Source organism: Roseovarius atlanticus (genome assembly GCF_019802205.1).
GTDB classification, from domain to species: Bacteria; Pseudomonadota; Alphaproteobacteria; order Rhodobacterales; family Rhodobacteraceae; genus Roseovarius; species Roseovarius atlanticus_A.
Genome location: NZ_JAHVHQ010000004.1, coordinates 928,008 through 944,801, shown reverse-complemented (window position 1 = coordinate 944,801; position 16,794 = coordinate 928,008). Strand labels below are relative to the sequence as shown.

Sequence of the window (16,794 nt, the reverse complement as noted above, 5' to 3'; positions counted from 1 at the left end):
GCTCAGTCCTCCTTGCCGATGAAGGCTTCGTAAGACCCGTAAGCCTCGTAGCCGTAAGAGCCATCGTAAGCCGGTGCGAAATTGTGCTCCTGCGCCCAGATGAACCAGTTGTCGACCACCGTGCCGGTCAGCAGGATGCCGATCCCGCCGGTCACCGGCGTCAGCACCGCGAACCACCACGCCCAGCGGTGGATGCCTTCCATCGTGGCGTTAAAGCCCATGGTCCAGCGCCAGAACAGCGCGGCGCGTTCCGTCGCCGTGCCCCGGTCGACGATCTGCTCCAGCTCCCGGTCGCCACCATAGCGCGTGACGGCAAGGATGGTCGCGCCGTGCATGGCGAACAACAGCGTCGAGCCATAGAGGAACACGATGCTCAGACAGTGGAACGGGTTGTAGTAGAGGTTGCCGTACCGGATCGAGAACGCCGTGGTCCAGTCGAGGTGCGGGAAGATGCCATAGGGCACCGCCTCGCTCCACGACCCCATCAGGATCGGACGAAAGAGGTTCAGCACCAGCATCAGCCAGATGGCACTGGCGAAGGCCCAGAAGACGTGCTTGCCCATCTTGTGCTGCGCCGCCAAGAGGTAGCTGCGAATGAGCCATGTCATCACGCTGACCAGCAGCAGGAAACTGGCGATGATGAACCAGCCCCCGTCATTCAGCGGCGGAATGGACAGGCCATGCTCCGGCCCCGGCGGCTCCAGCGCCAGCCAGAAGCCCTGGCGCAGGAATTCCGGGATCGACCAGTTGACCTGTGCCAGCATGTTGAAGCCGACGATGTTCAGCGCCAGGATGAAGGTGACCGCGCTGACCAGCCCCGTCCAGCCCAGGTAGATCGGCCCGATCTGCGCGTTGCCAAGCCAGCCCACCAGGTTGCTGAACCGCGGCTTGAACGCCCGCTCGTCCATCATGTGGTTGTCGTTGTCCATGCCCCATTCTGGGTTTCCCCGGACCTGGACCTGCGTGAATATGTTCTGATACTCGATCATGTCTTATATCCCCATCTGCGATGGCCAGATCGGCAGTTCGAGCCACCAGTTCCACCATTCGGGCCAGCCCTTGGTCCAGACCGGGCCACTGATGATGATGCAGACCGCCGACCAGAAGCCCGCGTTCAGCGCCAGCAGCAGCCCGACACGGTGGATGCCCAGCGTGCCGACCGAATAGCCGATGAAATCCCGGAAGAACGTGTCCTCGTGATCCGGCGTCTTCATGACCTCGCCCTTCTCGGGGTTGGCCGCCGACAGGATCAGCCCGCCATGCAGCGCCAGGGCCAGCGTCGTGGTGAAGAAGAACGTCACCGCCAGCATGTGCGCCGGGTTGTAATGGAAATGCAGGTAGGCGTAGCCGGTGTTGCTGACCCAGTCGAGGTGACTGAAGATCCCGTAGGGAAACCCGTGTCCCCACGCGCCCATCAGGACGGGGCGGAACACCACCAGCGTGACATAGGCGAAGATCGCGACGCTGAAGGCGAAGGGCACGTGATACCCGATGCCCAGCTTGCGGCAGATCTCGACCTCTCGCAGGGCCCAGCTGCAGAAGGCGCCGATCGCGCAGATCGTGATGATCTGCCACAGACCGCCCTCCATCAACGGGGCCGCGCCCAGGCCGTAGGACAGGTCGGGCGGCGCGATGTTGATCAGCCAGGGGTTCCAGGTGCCCTGGTGGGCGGCCCCCCAGAAGATCAGGATCGTGCCGAGAAGCGCAAAGAACGCGCCCAGCACGCCGAAAAAGCCCACGTAGAACGGCCCGACCCAGAAGTCGAACAGGTCGCCTCCGATCAGTGTCCCCCCGCGGACCCGGTATTTTCTCTCAAAGCTGAGCAACGCCATTGTTTCTCTCCGCGTTTTCGGCCGGCCAGTCCTGCCCGGCCGTCACTCTTCGTTCGGTTTGTTGCGGGCGGGCGGACCCGCCCGCAACGAGGTTTGACGATTGTCTTGGATCACTCGGACGCCGCAGCGCGGGACGCTGCTGCATTCTCGAACCAGTTGACGCCGTTCGACAGAACCACCAGGTGGATCATGACGGCCAACAGGAACAGGAATACGCCTTGTGCTACGAACACGCGGCGCGGATCGAAAATGAGCCAGATCTTGTAGAACTTCGACATTTTCTTTCCTTCCTCAGAACCAAGGAGCCCAGATGTACGTCGCGATGTGCGCGATGACCGCAACCAGTGTGAAGAGCGTAAGGCCGCTCATGTACACCGAGTGCAACTCCTGGGCTTGCTCGTCGGTAAGACCTGTAAAGGACAGGTCGGTGTTATCAGCCATGAACTTTCCTCCGGAACGTTATGCTGACGCCGCGAACCCCGCGGCCGGGTTCTCCAAGGGCCTTGCGGGCCCTTGAAGGTCTGCTCGCCCAGTCGGGCGGATACAGCTCGGGTTTCGGTCGGGGCACCATGCCTCAGACCGAGAAAATCAGCGGCGTGATCCTGTCCGCTTCGGACCAGGCGCGCGCCAGCGGACCGCGCACGTTCAGCGTGTGGCGCTCCGCGATATCGCGGACCCAGCGGACCGTCGTGAACGGCACCGCGCAAAAGAAGATCAGCGTGAAATACACCCAGAACTCCGCGGTTCTGCGGCGTCCCGTGGTGCTGCGTCTGGGCGGGTTGGACGTCATGTCAGTCATGGGTGTTGTCCTCCTTCTGGACATCCGCCGCGGCGTCTTGGGCCACGGGCGAAAGGGCTTTCACGGTTTCCAGCACGACCCGCTCGGCGCCCTCTCTCAGGGCGGCCTCCTCGGCGGCATCGCGCAGCGTCTTGGCGGCGGAAATGCGGGTCAGCACCGGATGGCTGTCCACGATCCGGTTGAGTTCGGCCTGTGCATCGGAATCCCACGGGAAATCCCGGCGCAACGGTGTCGGCGTGGCCGACCCTGCATCCATCTCGGATCCCAGCGGCAGGATGTGAAACAGCGCATCGAAGAGCCCGTTGCACACTTCCTGAATAAGGTACGTCGCCCCGGCATAGCCCATGAAGGGCGTGCCCGTGGCCCGCCTGATGGCCGCGCCCGGAAAACTCGCCGGAATAAAGGCCGGCTTCGGCCCATGCCCCGCGCTCATCTCGGCCAGGTACATCTTTTCGTTGATCGACCCCATCAGGATCAGCGGGCGCTTGTTGTGCACCAGCGACCGCACTTCCTCGTTGTTGGTCTTGGTTCCCGCGCAGCGCGCCACCGCGAACCCGCAGGGCAGCCCCATGTCGTTTTCCAGGAAATTGCGGATGCCCCGCGCATAGGTCTCGTTCGCCACGATCCCGAAACTGGCCGTGGCAAAGAAATCCTGCGTCACCGACCGCCACAGGTCCCACACCGGCTTGATCGTCGAATGCTTCTCGCGCTCGATGAAAGGTTCCGCGTCCAGCTCCAGCAGCTCGCCCAGCTTGCGCAGGAACTTCGTCGTACTGTCGATACCGACCGGCGCCTGCAGGTACGGCTTGCCCAGCACCTCGCACAGGCCCCGCCCGAACTCGCGATACATGCAGATGTTCACATCGGCATTCACCAGGTCCCGCATCTCGGCCAGGTGCGCCCCCAGCGGCATCACCATGTTGACCTCGGCCCCGATCCCCTCGACCAGCCGGCGTATCTCGGCCAGATCGCTCGGCATGTTGAACGTGCCATACATCGGCCCCAGGATATTGACCCGCGGCTTCGCGTCCTCCGCGCGCTTCTTCTCGGGCGGCATCCGTCCCTTGGTCATCCCGAACTCGGTGAAGATCCAGGTCATCGCCCGGTCGGCGGCTTCCCATTGGTCCTCGTCGATGGTGCGCGGCAGGAACCGCTGGATGTTCGTGCCCTGCGGCGTCACGCCCCCGCCGATCATCTCGGCGATGGAGCCGGTGACAACGACCGCCGGCAGCGCCGGATCGAGCGTGCCCCACGCCCGTTTCATCGCGCCTTCCGTGCCTTCCCGGCCCAGCTCTTCCTCGCCCAGCCCCGTAACCACGATCGGCAATTCATGTGGCGGCAGCGCGTCGGTGTAATGCAGGACGGAGGTCACCGGCAGGTTCTCACAGCCCACCGGCCCATCGATCACCACCTGCAAGCCTTTCACGGCACAGAAGGCATAGACCGCCCCCCAGTATCCGCCCGCGCGATCATGATCCTGGATCAGCATGGGGTACCTCCGCGCATGGTGGGGTTGAACCCCACCCTACATCTCGGGCGTAGGGCGGGGTTCCACCCCGCCGACCGATCCCGCAATGCTCCACGGGACGGCGAAGTATGTGCATATCCCGCCGTCATATCATTTGTGCGGCCTTCGCCGCCCTCTGCTGCTTTTCCAGCTTCTTGAGGTTCGTCGCCCGGAAATCCTCGCGCACATTGGGCTGGCCTTCCCAGACCCCGGCGGTGTCGCCGGTCCCCACGCCCTCGAAGAATTCGCGCATCCGGTCCATCCGCCCCTTGTTGGCGATGGCCGCGTTGACCACCTCCGCAAGGCTCCCTGCCCCCGCAGGCCCCATCAGCGGGCGCGCCGAAATCAGGTTGGTAAAGTACAGCCCCGGAACGCCCAGTTCCTTGGCCTTCTGCACCACCGGCGTCGTGCCGATGGCCAGATCCGGCCGGATGGCCTCCATCGCCGCGCAATCGTCTTCCAGCGACGCGCGATAATGCACCTTGGTGCCTTTGCTTTCCAGCCAGGCCTCGTCCTCCGCCGACCATGGGCTCCTGGCACAGGCCGTGCCGACATAAGGCACATCCGCCCCACTCTCGATCAGCAGGCGCGCGACCAGCAATTCGCTGCCTTCATAGCCCGACAGCGTAATCGTCCCGTCGATTTTCTTGGCGCCCAAGGCCGCCTCGATCGCCGGCAGGAACGCATTCTGCGCCTGCGCCACCTTGTCGGCAGCCACGCCAAAGGCATCGCCAATCGCGCTCAACCACGCCGCCGTCCCGTCCCGTCCAACGGGCGCGGATCCCACAACAGGCCGCCCTGCGGCCTCGAATTCCCGCACGGCGGCGGTATAGAACGGATGGATCGCCGCCACAGCACCACAGTCCAGCGCGGCATAAAGCTCCCGCCATTCCCGGCACGGCACGACCGGCCCCGCGGCCAGCCCCATCGGCGCCAGCATCTGGCCGATCATCACCGGATCGGCCGGGAACATCTCGCCCAGCATGGTGACGGTCGGCCTGTCGGAGACACCGCCCTCAGGGGCAGCAACGGGCCCGGCCTCGATCTCCTTGCGGGCATAGTTCAGCATCGCCCCGGCCAGCACGTCCTTGGCTTCCGCATGGGTCGGAATGCCGAACCCCGGCACGTCGATCCCCACGATCCGCACGCCGTTGATCTCCTTCGGCAGCAGCCGCAGCGGCACGCCGCTCGCCGTCGGCACGCACAGGTTCGTCACCACGACCGCATCGAACCTGTCCGGATCGGCCAACTCATGCACCGAATCCCGGATGTCCTCAAAGAGCTTGCCCGTGACCAGCGTCTCGGAGTTGAACGGCACATAGCCCACCGACCGCCGCGCGCCGTAGAAATGGCTCACGAAGGTCAGCCCGTAGACACAACAGGCCGAGCCGCTCAGCACCGTGGCCACACGTTTCATCCGCAGGCCCACACGCAAGCTGCCGAAAGCGGGACACATGCTTTGCGGCTTGTCGTGCGGACCTTGCGGATAGTCGCGCGCATATTGATCCAGCAGATCGCTGTGTCCGGCCATGCGCGCGGCCTTTTCCATGTCGTTCCCGGAATGGCATCCCAGCCCCGGATCACCCGTCAGCTCCGGCGCATCCTCACGCGCCTTGCCGCGAATGACCTCCGCCTCGGCGGTGTCGTCATATGTGACTTCATCGCTCATAGAGCCCTTTCCGACCCGCCCCGGGCCGCGATATCCTTCAACAACCGGGCGATCTGCTCGGGCCGCGCCTCCGCGACCATCCGGCAGGCCCGGATCAACTGCTGTGCCTGGGTTGGCTCAGGCGTCGTCATAGACCACCTCCAGGCTTTCCTTGGGCGCGGCGTTCTTGCCGCGCATGTCCTCGTCCGTCGCCGGCTCCAGCGTGACGCTGCCGCCCGTCTCGGAGTCGTCGAACAGCCCCAGCAACCCATCCTGGTCCAGCGGCGCGGGCCGAACCGGCGGGGCCAGCGATACCGCCTCGGCCAGCCCGGCAAAAAGGCTCCCCCACTGGCTCTTTTCGGTGCCCACGATCTGGTAATTGGCCGATTTCTTGCGCAAATCGTCATCCTGCGGGATCGCGGCCAGCACGGGGATGTCCACCGCCTTGGCAAAGGCCTGTGCCTCGCCCGAATGGTCGTCCTTGTTGACCACCAGCCCCGCGACGCCGACATTGCCGCCCAGCTTGCGGAAATACTCCACCGCCGAGCACACGTTGTTGGCCACGTAAAGCGACTGCAGGTCGTTCGACGCCACCAGGATCACCTTCTGCGCCATGTCGCGGGCAATCGGCAGGCCGAAGCCCCCGCACACCACGTCCCCCAGAAAATCCAGCAGGACATAGTCGAAGTCCCAGTCGTGAAAGCCCAGCTTCTCCAGCAGCTCGAACCCGTGAATGATCCCGCGTCCGCCACAGCCGCGCCCCACTTCCGGGCCGCCCAGTTCCATGGCAAAGACACCGCCACGCTTGAAGCACACGTCGCCGATCTTCACCTGCTCACCGGCCAGGTTCTTCTTGGTCGAAGTCTCGATGATCGTCGGGCAGGCCTTGCCGCCGAACAGCAGGCTGGTCGTGTCCGATTTCGGGTCGCACCCGATCAGCAGCACGCGCTTGCCCTGTTCGGCCATCATGTGGCTCAGGTTGGCCAGGGTGAACGACTTGCCGATCCCCCCCTTGCCATAGATCGCGATGATCTGCGTCTTGCTGGTGGGCTCGCCCTGCGGCACTTCCAGGCTCGGCTCCTCGCCGGCCTCGTCCCGCAGGCGCTTGTCGAAATCCTTCAGGTTCGGAACATCGTCCTTCACGCTGCGTCCTTCCAGTTGAGTATCATTTTCAGGCACGATGCCTCTTCAAAGGCCGTCCTGTACGCGTCCTCGGCCTGCTCGGCCGGGGCATTGTGAGTGATCAGCCCCCCCAGGCTCAGCGCACCGCTGTCCAGCAGCGCACCCACGGCGGCCAGGTCCTCGCGCGCCCATTCCGCGGCGATGCGCAACCGCGCCTCGCGCATGAAGGCGGGCGGAAAGGCAAAGCTCAAGCCACCGGGATAGAACCCCGCCAGCACGATCTCGCCGCCCTTGGTCAGCCGTCCGATCAGGTCGTTCAGAATGCCGGCATTGCCCGAGGCGTCGTAAATCGCGCGATAGTCGCGGCGCGCGTCGGCCTCAGGCGCGATCACCTCGTAACCTTCCGCGCCACCGCGCCGCGCCGGGTCGGTTTCCCAGACCACGGGCGCCGGCGCCCCGGCGGCAATCGTCAGCCGCGCCAGAAGCCGGCCCAGCACGCCATGCCCGACGATCAGCTCGGGCACGCGCTTGTCCAATCCGGCCATCGCGTGCCGCGCCGTGGCGGCAAGCGCCAGCAGCGCGCCTTGCGCCCCCAGCGTCGAATCGATGCGCGTGACCCTGTGGGCGGGCGTCACCAACCGGCTCGCCGCGCCGCCGAACAGCCCGAACGCGCCGTCGAAGCAATCCGCCCCCGGCACGAACACCGTCTCACCTGTCCTGAAACCACTGTCGGGTCCGGCCTCGACAACCTCGCCCGCAGCCTCGTAGCCCGGCACCAGCGGATAACCCGACCCCGGAAAGGGCGGCATCTCGCCGGTCCAGAACAGTTTTTCCGTGCCGGTCGAGATCCCCGAATGCGCAATGTCCACGACGATATCCGCAGGGCCCGGCCGCTTGAGCGACAGCGTATCGAGGTGCAGGTCTTTCGGACCATTCAGGAAGACGGCGCGCGTTTCCAACTGTCTGAACTCCCCCCTGCTTGCGTGTGAGTCGGGCCATGACGGGCACGATCCGGCTTTATGTTAGTCTATTCTGACATACTAATGTGTCAACTAAACTTTACACTTTACAGCGAATCACCTTGCCGAGGCGGCCTCAGGACGCTCCGCCGGGCTTGCGGCAGGCCAGCGCGGTGGTGATGAAGGGACGGATCGGTTTCGGCGTGACCACATCCCCGAATGCCGCCGCGCGGCACATCTCTGCAATTCGCGCCTGAGAGCGCACGCGCCCGGTCCCCATCGCCATCGTGTAAAAGGCGAAATAGACGTCGCCCGCCCGCTCGGGCGCATCGCCGCCCGACATCGGCTCCGACACGATCAGCCGTCCGCCCGGCGGCAAGGCGGCATACGCCCTGCCCAGCAAACCCTCGACCGTGTCGTCCGCATGATCGTAAAGCACGCGGATCAGACAGATCGTGTCCGCCCCCCGCGGCAAGGGGCCGTCCCTGAAACTGCCGCCCTGCAGCACGACCCGCTCCGCCAGGCTCGGTTCGCTCAATCGACCCCTGGCCTGCGGCATCACCTCGGGCAGATCGAACAGGATCCCCCGCGCGGCCTTGTTCCGCCGCAAGACCTCGGACAGGAACACGCCCGATCCGCCGCCCACGTCCATCACCGTCCGCGCGCCCTTCAGGGGCAGCATCGTCAGCGTGTCGCGGGCCACCAGCACCTGGCTTTCGGCCATCAGCGTCGAATACCTGTCCGCCACCCCCGGCGCGACCTCGCCCTCGGCGCCGAACACGTAGGGCCAGAACCGCGCGAGCCGCGTCTCGCCCTGCCCGCGCAGCAACGCCACGGGATCGGCCATGTCGGCATAGAACTCGGCATTGTGCCGGATCATGTTCTCCAGCCCCGGCACGCCCAGGATCGCAGCCCCCTTCCGGGCCAGCGCATAGGCCCCGTCGCGCCGCCGCTTCAGCAGGCCCAGCGCCGCGCCCGCGCGCAACAGCTGATCCATCCGGTCGGTCGGCACGTCATGGCGAAACCCCAGCGCCTCGGCGCTGCGCGGCCCGTCCAGCAAGGCCCGGAGAATGCCGGTGTCGACCAACGCCATCAGGACCTGGCTTGCCACGAAACCCTGAAGCAGATCGAAGATCCCGGCCCCCTCCCGGCGCGCCATGCCGCGTCCGAAAGGCAATGCGCCTGCGATGCTCTGAAATCGCGGCCGTGCAATCAGACGGTTCAGCCAGCCCGAGAGTCCGGCACGTGACCGCATCTCGGGGTCCCGCACCGCCATGGGCCGCTAGACCCGGTAACCGGCGGGCATCTTCGGCATGATGGCCTGCGCCTGCAGACGCACCATCTCGGCCAGCGCCGCCTCGCCCGGACAGGACGGGATCGACGCGATCGCTCCCGCCAGGATGTCCTTCAGCCGCGCGACCGCGCCCTCGACCCCGTAGGCCGCCACCGCGTTGGGCCGCCCGTGCAGGTCATCCTGCCCCACGGGCTTGCCCAGGCTCTTCTCGTCCAGGACCGCATCGCGCAGATCGTCGGCCACCTGGAACGCCTCGCCGATCAGCGCACCAAGGTCGCCCCACGGCTCCGCATCGTGGCCGGCCGAAACCGCCCCCATTTCCGTCGCCGCGATGAACAACGCCGCTGTCTTCGAGCGGTGATAGGCCTCCAGGTCCACCTCCGGTTCGCTTTCCCAGCCCTGTCCCGCGCAGATGCCGCCGGGCATCCCGGTCCGCCTTGCCAGCGTCTGCATCAGGCGCACGCCACGCAATGGCTCCGCCTCGGCCGCGCGCGCCAGTACGTCGAAGGCCAGGATGATCAGGCTGTCGCCGGTCAGCACGGCCAGCGGCTGAGAATGGGCCTTGTGCACCGACGGCTTGCCGCGCCGCAGGTCGGCATCGTCGAAACAGGGCAGATCGTCGTGCACCAGGCTGGCGCAATGGATCACCTCCAGCGCTGCCGCCGCCGCATCACTGAGCGCCGGCGCGTCGTCGCCACAGGCCTGCGCCACCGACATCAGGATCGTCGGCCGTATGCGCGCCCCGCCCGGCAGGCAAGCATATCTCAACGCCTCGCCGAGCTGCGCCGGAGCCTCCTTCCCCTGCGTCATGTCCAGCGCGCGCAGAACGGCGGCGTCAATTCGCTGCGAGAGGGGCATGGGTCGCTCCTTGTCAGGCCATATGTCACAACATGACGACATATGTTATGTAAACCACACTGGACACTTTGAGGTTTCGAGTCAACAATCCCGTACATGACAAGGTCTCGCGATCCGGGTACCAGCGCGCCCCACGCCGTCATCATCGGTGCTGGGATCGGCGGGCTTGCCACTGCCGCGCGTCTCTCCGGCGCGGGGCTGCGCGTCACCGTGCTGGAGCGCCACGGCCATCCCGGCGGCAAGATGCGCACAATGCCCTCCGCCGCCGGTCCGGTCGACGCCGGCCCTACCGTGTTGACCATGCGCCCGGTGTTCGAGGATCTCTTCACCGCTCTCGGCACCCGGCTGACGGATCACGTCACCCTGCACCGGCAACACCTCCTCGCCCGGCATTTCTGGCCCGACGGCAGCACGCTCGATCTCTTCGACGACCCCGATGCCAACATCAAGGCCGTGGCCGCCTTCGCCGGGGCGCGCGCGGGCCGGCAGATGCGCAAATTCTCCGACCGCGCCCGCGCCCTTTTCGAAGGCTTCGACGCCCCGGTGATGCAGTCGCCCGAACCGACGCTGGCCGCACTCACCTCCCACGTGCTGCGCCATCCGCACCTGATCCGCCAGATGGCCTCGAACAAGACCCTGGCGCAACTTCTGGACTCCAGCTTCAGCGATCCGCGCCTCGTTCAGCTTTTCGGCCGCTACGCCACCTATGTCGGCGGCTCCCCCTACCACGTGCCCGCCCTTCTGGCGCTGATCTGGCAGGCCGAGGTTTCGGGCGTCTGGGTGGTCGAGGGCGGACTGCACCGGCTGGCGCAGGCCCTGGCCGACGCCATCACGACCCGCGGCGGCGAGTTCCTCTACGACACCCATGTCGACCGGATCTTCACCGAGAAAGGCCGCGCCATCGGAGTCACCCTTCAGGGCGGCACCTTCCTGCCCGCCGACGCGGTCGTCTTCAACGGCGACCCGCGCGCGCTGGCCACCGGCGCGTTCGGTCCCGGCCTCGAGAGCATCGCACCACAGACCACCGAAATCCCCCGCAGCCTCTCGGCCGAGGTCTGGGCCTTCGCCGCCAGGCCGTCCGGCCCGGACCTGGCCCATCACAACGTCTTCTTCCGCGCCGACCCCAGGCCCGAATTCGATGCGCTGATGCAAGGCCGCCGCGTCCCGGATCCGACGCTCTATGTCTGCGCCATGGATCGCGGCCTGCCCGCGTCCCCGCCCACCCTCGAACGCTTCGAGATCATCGCCAACGCCCCGCCCCTGCAAGACCCGCAAGGCCCAGAGGAGTTCACCGAATGTCAGACACGCACCTTCCGGACGCTGGCCCGTTTCGGCCTCGACTTCGATCCGCTGCCGGGGCCGGACGCGCTGACCACGCCCCCGGGCTTCGACCGACTGTTTCCCGAGAGCAGCGGATCCCTCTACGGGCAAAGCCCGCATGGCACGATGGCGGCCTTCCAGCGCCCGACGGCCCGGACGACGGTCAAGGGCCTCTACCTGGCGGGCGGCGGAGTGCATCCGGGGGCGGGGGTGCCGATGGCGGCCCTCTCCGGCAGGCATGCGGCCGAGGCGATACTGACGGACCCAATTTCAACCTCGCCGTCCCGCCCAACGGCTACGCATGGTGGTATGTCGACGGCCTGAAGGATGGCGGCGGCCGCGCCATCTCGATCATCGCCTTCATCGGCTCGGTGTTTTCGCCCTGGTACGCCTGGTCCGGGCGGCGCAACCCGGACAACCACGTCTGCATCAACGTCGCCACCTACGGCCCCGGCGGGCGCTTCACCATGACCGACCGGGGCAGCAGCGCCCTGCGCCAGACGGCGGACAGCTTCACCGTCGGCCCGTCTTCGCTGCACTGGACAAACGGCCAACTCGTCATCGACATCGACGAGATCGGCGCCCCGCCGATGGTCTCCCGCGTCCGGGGGCGCGTCACCGTCACGCCCTCCGCGATGACAAATGTCGAACTGCCGCTCACGCCCGACGGCGCCCATGTCTGGCGTCCCTTCGCCCCCACCGCGCGGATCGAGGTCGATCTCGACGCGCCCGGCTGGCAATGGAACGGCCACGGCTATTTCGACGCCAATTTCGGCACCCGCGCGCTGGAGCAGGATTTCACCTACTGGACCTGGGGCCGCTTCCCAACCGGGACGGGCAGCACATGCTTCTACGACGCCACCCGCCTCGACGGCTCTCAGCTGGGTCTTGGCATCCGCTTCAATGAACAGGGTGACGCCCGGATCGTCACGCCCCCGCCGAAAACCCGCATGAAGCGGACCGCCTGGGGCCTCTACCGCGAAGGCCGCGCGGACCCGGGCCATACCCCGACCCAGGTGCAACGCATGCTCGACGCGCCTTTCTACGCCCGCGCCGCCGTGCGCAGCGTGATCGACGGCGAACAGACCACCGGCGTGCACGAGGCGCTCGATCTCAAGCGGTTCCGGTCGCCATTCCTGAAACCCATGCTGGCCGTCCGCGTGCCACGCCGGACGCACTGGCGCTTCCCCGACACCTGACGCAGTCGAAATCTTGAAAAGATTTCGGTCCGATTTCTTTTCAAGAAATCGGCACCTCTACCCGCTCCACGCCTGGAAACCGACAGCCCCGCCGTAGATCCCCAGCATCGTCAGGCTCTCCCACCCCATGTTCGCAGGGCCCGACTCTTCGCGCAGGATCAGCCCGATCAACAGCACGGCGGTCATCGCCAGCCCGACCACGACCCAAAAGAGGTCTCCCGTGCCGATCGCGTGATACAGCGACCCGTCGCGATAGCTGATGTCCGACAGGGTCAGGAACAGCACGTCGAACGTGTTGCCCCCGATGATCCCGCCCACGGCCAGCTGCAACGCCCCGCGCCTTACCGCGGCCAGCGTGGTGACCAGTTCGGGCAACGACGTCACCACGGCGGTCATCAACGCGCCAACCAAAGCCGAGGACAATCCCAGCTGCTCGGTCAGCGCGCCCGCCGAGCGCGCAATCGCATAGCCGGCCAGCCCCAGCAGCACCATCAGCGCCGCGAACGGCACCAGAAGCGATACCGCGCTTTTCTGCGCGTCCTCGTCGTCCTCGGGCTGGTCGTCGCGCGTCTCCCTCGTGTCCACGGCCCGCCACATCGGGCTTTGCCGGATACCCACGCTGGCATAGGCGCCAAACAGGTAGAGGCCCACCAGCACCACCGAGGCCGGATGCACCGACCAGAACGCCACATCGGGCATCACGAAGGCCGCCAGCGGAACCACCAGCATCAGCATCAGCAACGTGCTCTGGAACAGGTTCGCCACATCCGCCGCGGCGTGCTCGAGGTTCGCCCGGCGATAGATCAGGTCCGCAAAGGCCAGAAATGCCGTCTGCGCCGCGATCCCGCCGATGCCGTTGGAAAAGGCCAGGCTTGCGCGCCCGTCCAGCGCCGACGTGACGGACACCACCGTGCCCGACAGCGACGTCGCGGCCCCCAGCAACAGCCCTCCGGTCACCGCCTCGCCCAATCCCGTGCGGTCCGCGATGCGGTCCGCCATCCCGGTCATCTTGGTCCCCGCGACAAGGATGACGAGCGCCGCCCCGGCGAAAACGATCAGGTTGGCAGTCAGGGATAGGTCACCGAGCATGACCGCTCAACCGTGCAGCCATTGACCGGGTTCCATGCGCGCAGCGAGGATCAGCGCCGCGCCTCGGCCCGCACCACCTCGGGATTGAGCCGCATCACCGACATGTTCAGCGCCCCGGCCACGCTCACCCAGGCGAGGTAGGGCACGAACATCAGCCCGGCCAGCCAATCCACTTGCCACAGCTCGATCGTGCCCCAGAACACCGCGATCCACAGGAAAACCAGCACCACCAGCCCCAGCCGGATCCGGCGCAGGCCAAAGAAAACCGGCGTCCACAACCCGTTCAGCGCGATCTGCAACGCCCAGAGCGCCATCGCCACCGAATTGTCGGGACTCACGGCCGCCCGCGCGCCCGCCCCCGCCATCAGCAGGTAGAGCGTCGTCCACGCCACCGGAAACAGCCAGTTCGGCGGCGTCCATGTCGGCTTGTTGAGGTCTTCGTACCATTTGCCCGGCGGGAACAGCGCCCCCGTCGCCCCCGCCGCAAAGCAGGTCGCAAGAAAGATTGCAAAGCAAAGCCAGATCATGATCTCGATCTAGCGTGCCTCCCCGAGACCGGCAAGGTCCGATCGTCCCGGTCCCGCGCCTTCAGCGTCGCCATGGTGGAACACAGCGCCTCGCTCCAGTCGCGCCCCGGTGCCCTTGGCTCCGCCGCCGCCTCCACCAGGTAGGCCACCTCGGGCAAGGGCCGCGCGTGCAGCACGGCCGAGCGCGGCATCACCATCGTGCCGCCCGCCCGCAGGCTCGCCAGGATCAGCCAGCCCAGCTTCTGCGCGCCCGTGGTCCGCGCGCGGTGCGCGATGGAATCGTGCCCCAACCGCCGCAACTGCCGCCCGATCCCGGCATAGATATACCGCGCCGCGAAGATCCCCGGCCGGGCGCTCACGGGCAGCGTCGCCACCCCCGCCTCGGACCGGGCATAAAGCCCGTCGGCCTCGCGCAACAGCCGCGCGATCACCCGGTGCAGGGCCGGCGACATCTGCGGGCTGGCCAGAAACGCCGCCTCGTCCAGCCCCTCGTCCTCCATCCAGTCGCGCGGCAGGTACAGCCGCCCCTCGCGGGCATCCTCGCCCACGTCGCGGGCAATGTTCGTCAGCTGCATCGCCACGCCCAGATCACAGGCCCGCGCCAGCCCGTCGGCCTCGCGCATGTCCATCAGAACGCACATCATCGCACCCACCGCCGAGGCCACGCGCGCCGAATAGGCGCGCAGGTCCGACAGGCTGTCATACCGCCGCCCCTCCGCGTCCCAGGCCAGCCCCTCCAGAAGCGCCTCGGGCAATTCGCGCGGCATGTCGAACCGCGCCACCATGGCGGCAAAGGCCCGGTCGGCGGGCGCATTCCGCGGCACCCCGCGATAGGCCAGGTCCAGCCGGTCGTGCAGCCGCGCCACCGCCTCGGCCTTCTCGGAATGCAGATCGACCGAGTCATCCGCCAGCCGGCAGAACGCGTAAAGCGCCAGCGCCGGATCGCGCACGCGCCGCGGCAACAGTTTCGAGGCCGCGTGGAACGACCGCGACCCATCCCGGATCGCCTCGCGGCAATGCGCCATGTCGGCGGCTTCCGTGCGCGTCAGTCTCATCTCACCCGCACCTCGTCCGCATCCGGCACCAGCTTGCCCAGAACCTCGGCGCTCGACACCACGCCCGGCAGCCCCGCCCCGGGATGTGTGCCCGCGCCGACAAGGTACAGCCCCGCAACCTCCTCGCTCACGTTATGGGGCCGGAACCAGGCGCTCTGAAAAATACGCGGCTCCAGCGAAAAGCCCGATCCATGCGGGCTCAGGTACCTGTCCCGGAACGTCTCGGGCGTGAACACTTCCGAGGCAGTCAGGTGATCGCCCAGCCCCGGCAGCAACTGCCCTTCCAGCACCGCCTGCACCTTCCGGCGATAGGTCTCCGCCATCGTGCCCCAATCGACCGGGTCATCGAACCCCAGATGCGGCACCGGGCTCAGCGCATAGAACGTGTCATCCCCCTCCGGCGCGGCACTCGGGTCGGTCACCGTGGGCCGATGCACGTAAAGGCTCATGTCCTCAGCCAGCTTGCCTTTCAGAAAGATATCCTCGACCAGCCCCCTGTAACGCGGCCCGTTCAGGATCGTGTGATGCCCCGCATCCGCCCATTTCCCACGCGTGCCCTTCGTGCCGAAATACCAAACGAACAGCCCCATCGACCAGCGCGACCGCTTCAGCTTCGGCCCGGTCCAGCGCCGCTTTTTCACGTTGCGCATCAGAGTGTCATAGGTGTGCCCCGCATCGGCATTCGACACAATCACATCCGCTTCGACAACCTCGCCGCCCGTCAAGCGCACACCCGCCGCGCGCCCGTCGCGCACCACGATCTCGTCCACCTCCGCGCCCTGCCGCACCAGCCCGCCCTGACCGGCCACGACATCCGCCATGGCGCGTGCGATGGCATCGACACCGCCCATCGCGTAATGCACGCCGAATTCCTTTTCCAGGTGACTGACGAGTATATACATCGACGTCACGTTGAACGGATCGCCCCCGATGAACAGCGGGTGGAACGAGAACGCCATGCGCAGCCGTTCGTCCCTGAACCGCTTCGCCGCATGGGCATAGACCGACCTGTCCGCCCGCAGCACCCCGAAGCCGGGCAACGCCTTCGCCAGGTCGCGCAGCCGGTGCATCGGCCGCCGCCCCAGGTCCTCGAACCCGAACGCATAGCGCCGCTCGCTGTCCTTCAGGAACCGCTCGTAGCCTTTCGCGTCGCCGGGGCTCAGCCGCGCCACCTCGGCCCGCATCGCATCGGTATCCTGCCGCGCGGTGAACGTGCTCCCATCGGGCCAGCAAATCTCGTAGAACGGGTCCAGCGGGCGCAGATCCACGTCATCGCGAAACCGCCGCCCGCAGGCCGCCCACAATTCTTCGAACACCTGCGGCACCGTCACGATGGTCGGCCCCAGGTCGAACCGATGTCCCTCGCGCCACAGGCTCGACCCGCGCCCGCCGGGACCGTCCAGCCGGTCCAGCACCGTCACGCGATACCCCTTCGCGCCCAGCCGCATCGCCGAGGCCAGGCCGCCCAGCCCCGCTCCGATCACCACCGCGTGCGGCCTCAGCGCCTTCTCGGCCTGCTCACGAAGTGCGGGGTCCAGATGTGTCAACATTCATCCAGCCTACATGTGTCAAGTTAAGTTGACAA

The 16,794-nt window shown here is 66.7% G+C and carries 18 protein-coding genes; 2 read left to right on the top strand and 16 right to left on the bottom strand.

Features of this window, described 5'->3' with window-relative positions:
- Window positions 1-2: 2 nt before the first annotated feature.
- The 12 genes from pufM to KUV49_RS21140 form a co-directional block, all read right to left on the bottom strand.
- Window positions 3-989 (bottom strand): photosynthetic reaction center subunit M, encoded by a 987-nt coding sequence (gene pufM, locus KUV49_RS21190; RefSeq protein ID WP_152493184.1) that lies wholly within the window; start codon window positions 987-989, stop codon window positions 3-5.
- 3 nt (window positions 990-992) lie between these two features.
- Window positions 993-1,832 (bottom strand): photosynthetic reaction center subunit L, encoded by an 840-nt coding sequence (pufL, locus tag KUV49_RS21185; protein WP_152493185.1) that lies wholly within the window; start codon window positions 1,830-1,832, stop codon window positions 993-995.
- A gap of 110 nt (window positions 1,833-1,942) precedes the next feature.
- On the bottom strand, window positions 1,943-2,110 hold the full coding sequence (pufA, locus tag KUV49_RS21180; protein WP_152493186.1) for a light-harvesting antenna LH1, alpha subunit: 168 nt from the start codon (window positions 2,108-2,110) through the stop codon (window positions 1,943-1,945).
- A gap of 13 nt (window positions 2,111-2,123) precedes the next feature.
- The gene (gene pufB, locus KUV49_RS21175; RefSeq protein WP_057794645.1) at window positions 2,124-2,273 is read right to left on the bottom strand and encodes a light-harvesting antenna LH1, beta subunit; all 150 of its coding nucleotides are present in this window, start codon (window positions 2,271-2,273) and stop codon (window positions 2,124-2,126) included.
- Window positions 2,274-2,406: 133 nt separating this feature from the next.
- On the bottom strand, window positions 2,407-2,631 hold the full coding sequence (gene pufQ, locus KUV49_RS21170) for a cytochrome PufQ (protein ID WP_222452864.1): 225 nt from the start codon (window positions 2,629-2,631) through the stop codon (window positions 2,407-2,409).
- Window positions 2,624-4,120 (bottom strand): chlorophyllide a reductase subunit Z, encoded by a 1,497-nt coding sequence (bchZ, locus tag KUV49_RS21165; RefSeq protein ID WP_222452863.1) that lies wholly within the window; start codon window positions 4,118-4,120, stop codon window positions 2,624-2,626. The genes pufQ and bchZ overlap by 8 nt, the downstream gene beginning before the upstream one ends.
- Before the next feature lie 124 nt (window positions 4,121-4,244).
- The gene (gene bchY / locus KUV49_RS21160; protein ID WP_222452862.1) at window positions 4,245-5,807 is read right to left on the bottom strand and encodes a chlorophyllide a reductase subunit Y; all 1,563 of its coding nucleotides are present in this window, start codon (window positions 5,805-5,807) and stop codon (window positions 4,245-4,247) included.
- Window positions 5,804-5,938, bottom strand: coding sequence for a hypothetical protein (locus KUV49_RS21620; protein ID WP_261391649.1), 135 nt, complete (start codon window positions 5,936-5,938; stop codon window positions 5,804-5,806). The genes bchY and KUV49_RS21620 overlap by 4 nt, the downstream gene beginning before the upstream one ends.
- A complete protein-coding gene (locus KUV49_RS21155; protein WP_222452861.1) occupies window positions 5,925-6,929 on the bottom strand; it encodes a chlorophyllide a reductase iron protein subunit X in 1,005 nt (334 codons plus the stop codon). Before KUV49_RS21155 ends, KUV49_RS21620 begins: the two co-directional genes overlap by 14 nt.
- Window positions 6,926-7,867, bottom strand: coding sequence for a chlorophyll synthesis pathway protein BchC (gene bchC / locus KUV49_RS21150; protein WP_222452860.1), 942 nt, complete (start codon window positions 7,865-7,867; stop codon window positions 6,926-6,928). The genes KUV49_RS21155 and bchC overlap by 4 nt, the downstream gene beginning before the upstream one ends.
- Window positions 7,868-8,003: 136 nt before the next feature.
- Window positions 8,004-9,044, bottom strand: coding sequence for a methyltransferase (locus KUV49_RS21145; RefSeq protein ID WP_315899581.1), 1,041 nt, complete (start codon window positions 9,042-9,044; stop codon window positions 8,004-8,006).
- Between the two features lie 105 nt (window positions 9,045-9,149).
- A complete protein-coding gene (locus tag KUV49_RS21140) occupies window positions 9,150-10,019 on the bottom strand; it encodes a polyprenyl synthetase family protein (protein WP_222452858.1) in 870 nt (289 codons plus the stop codon).
- A 96-nt stretch (window positions 10,020-10,115) separates the two neighbouring features.
- On the opposite strand from KUV49_RS21140, the gene crtD reads away from it, so the two are divergent.
- Both crtD and crtC read left to right on the top strand, forming a co-directional pair.
- Window positions 10,116-11,663, top strand: a complete 1,548-nt coding sequence (crtD, locus tag KUV49_RS21135) for a 1-hydroxycarotenoid 3,4-desaturase CrtD (protein WP_222452857.1) — start codon at window positions 10,116-10,118, stop codon at window positions 11,661-11,663.
- Window positions 11,660-12,538: a carotenoid 1,2-hydratase gene (crtC, locus tag KUV49_RS21130; RefSeq protein ID WP_261391716.1), complete on the top strand. Its 879-nt coding sequence runs from the start codon at window positions 11,660-11,662 to the stop codon at window positions 12,536-12,538. The genes crtD and crtC overlap by 4 nt, the downstream gene beginning before the upstream one ends.
- A gap of 57 nt (window positions 12,539-12,595) precedes the next feature.
- On the opposite strand, the gene KUV49_RS21125 is transcribed toward crtC, so the two are convergent.
- The 4 genes from KUV49_RS21125 to KUV49_RS21110 are packed head-to-tail and all read right to left on the bottom strand — an operon-like array spanning window position 12,596 to window position 16,759.
- The gene (locus tag KUV49_RS21125; protein WP_222452856.1) at window positions 12,596-13,627 is read right to left on the bottom strand and encodes a sodium:calcium antiporter; all 1,032 of its coding nucleotides are present in this window, start codon (window positions 13,625-13,627) and stop codon (window positions 12,596-12,598) included.
- A 50-nt stretch (window positions 13,628-13,677) separates the two neighbouring features.
- Window positions 13,678-14,154, bottom strand: a complete 477-nt coding sequence (gene tspO, locus KUV49_RS21120; protein WP_222452855.1) for a tryptophan-rich sensory protein TspO — start codon at window positions 14,152-14,154, stop codon at window positions 13,678-13,680.
- Window positions 14,151-15,209, bottom strand: coding sequence for a 15-cis-phytoene synthase (crtB, locus tag KUV49_RS21115; RefSeq protein WP_222452854.1), 1,059 nt, complete (start codon window positions 15,207-15,209; stop codon window positions 14,151-14,153). Before crtB ends, tspO begins: the two co-directional genes overlap by 4 nt.
- The gene (locus tag KUV49_RS21110; RefSeq protein WP_222452853.1) at window positions 15,206-16,759 is read right to left on the bottom strand and encodes a phytoene desaturase; all 1,554 of its coding nucleotides are present in this window, start codon (window positions 16,757-16,759) and stop codon (window positions 15,206-15,208) included. The genes crtB and KUV49_RS21110 overlap by 4 nt, the downstream gene beginning before the upstream one ends.
- Between the last annotated feature and the right edge of the window lie 35 nt (window positions 16,760-16,794).

Excerpts from the sequence above, each read along its gene's own strand:
- pufM (WP_152493184.1), bottom strand. The coding sequence starts at position 989 with ATGATCGAGTATCAGAACATATTCACGCAGGTCCAGGTCCGGGGAAAC.
- bchZ (WP_222452863.1), bottom strand. The coding sequence starts at position 4,120 with ATGCTGATCCAGGATCATGATCGCGCGGGCGGATACTGGGGGGCGGTC.
- crtB (WP_222452854.1), bottom strand. The coding sequence starts at position 15,209 with ATGAGACTGACGCGCACGGAAGCCGCCGACATGGCGCATTGCCGCGAG.
- KUV49_RS21620 (WP_261391649.1), bottom strand. The coding sequence starts at position 5,938 with ATGACGACGCCTGAGCCAACCCAGGCACAGCAGTTGATCCGGGCCTGC.
- KUV49_RS21110 (WP_222452853.1), bottom strand. The coding sequence starts at position 16,759 with ATGTTGACACATCTGGACCCCGCACTTCGTGAGCAGGCCGAGAAGGCG.
- tspO (WP_222452855.1), bottom strand. The coding sequence starts at position 14,154 with ATGATCTGGCTTTGCTTTGCAATCTTTCTTGCGACCTGCTTTGCGGCG.
- crtD (WP_222452857.1), top strand. The coding sequence starts at position 10,116 with ATGACAAGGTCTCGCGATCCGGGTACCAGCGCGCCCCACGCCGTCATC.
- pufB (WP_057794645.1), bottom strand. The coding sequence starts at position 2,273 with ATGGCTGATAACACCGACCTGTCCTTTACAGGTCTTACCGACGAGCAA.
- pufQ (WP_222452864.1), bottom strand. The coding sequence starts at position 2,631 with ATGACTGACATGACGTCCAACCCGCCCAGACGCAGCACCACGGGACGC.
- bchY (WP_222452862.1), bottom strand. The coding sequence starts at position 5,807 with ATGAGCGATGAAGTCACATATGACGACACCGCCGAGGCGGAGGTCATT.
- KUV49_RS21125 (WP_222452856.1), bottom strand. The coding sequence starts at position 13,627 with ATGCTCGGTGACCTATCCCTGACTGCCAACCTGATCGTTTTCGCCGGG.
- KUV49_RS21140 (WP_222452858.1), bottom strand. The coding sequence starts at position 10,019 with ATGCCCCTCTCGCAGCGAATTGACGCCGCCGTTCTGCGCGCGCTGGAC.
- pufL (WP_152493185.1), bottom strand. The coding sequence starts at position 1,832 with ATGGCGTTGCTCAGCTTTGAGAGAAAATACCGGGTCCGCGGGGGGACA.
- pufA (WP_152493186.1), bottom strand. The coding sequence starts at position 2,110 with ATGTCGAAGTTCTACAAGATCTGGCTCATTTTCGATCCGCGCCGCGTG.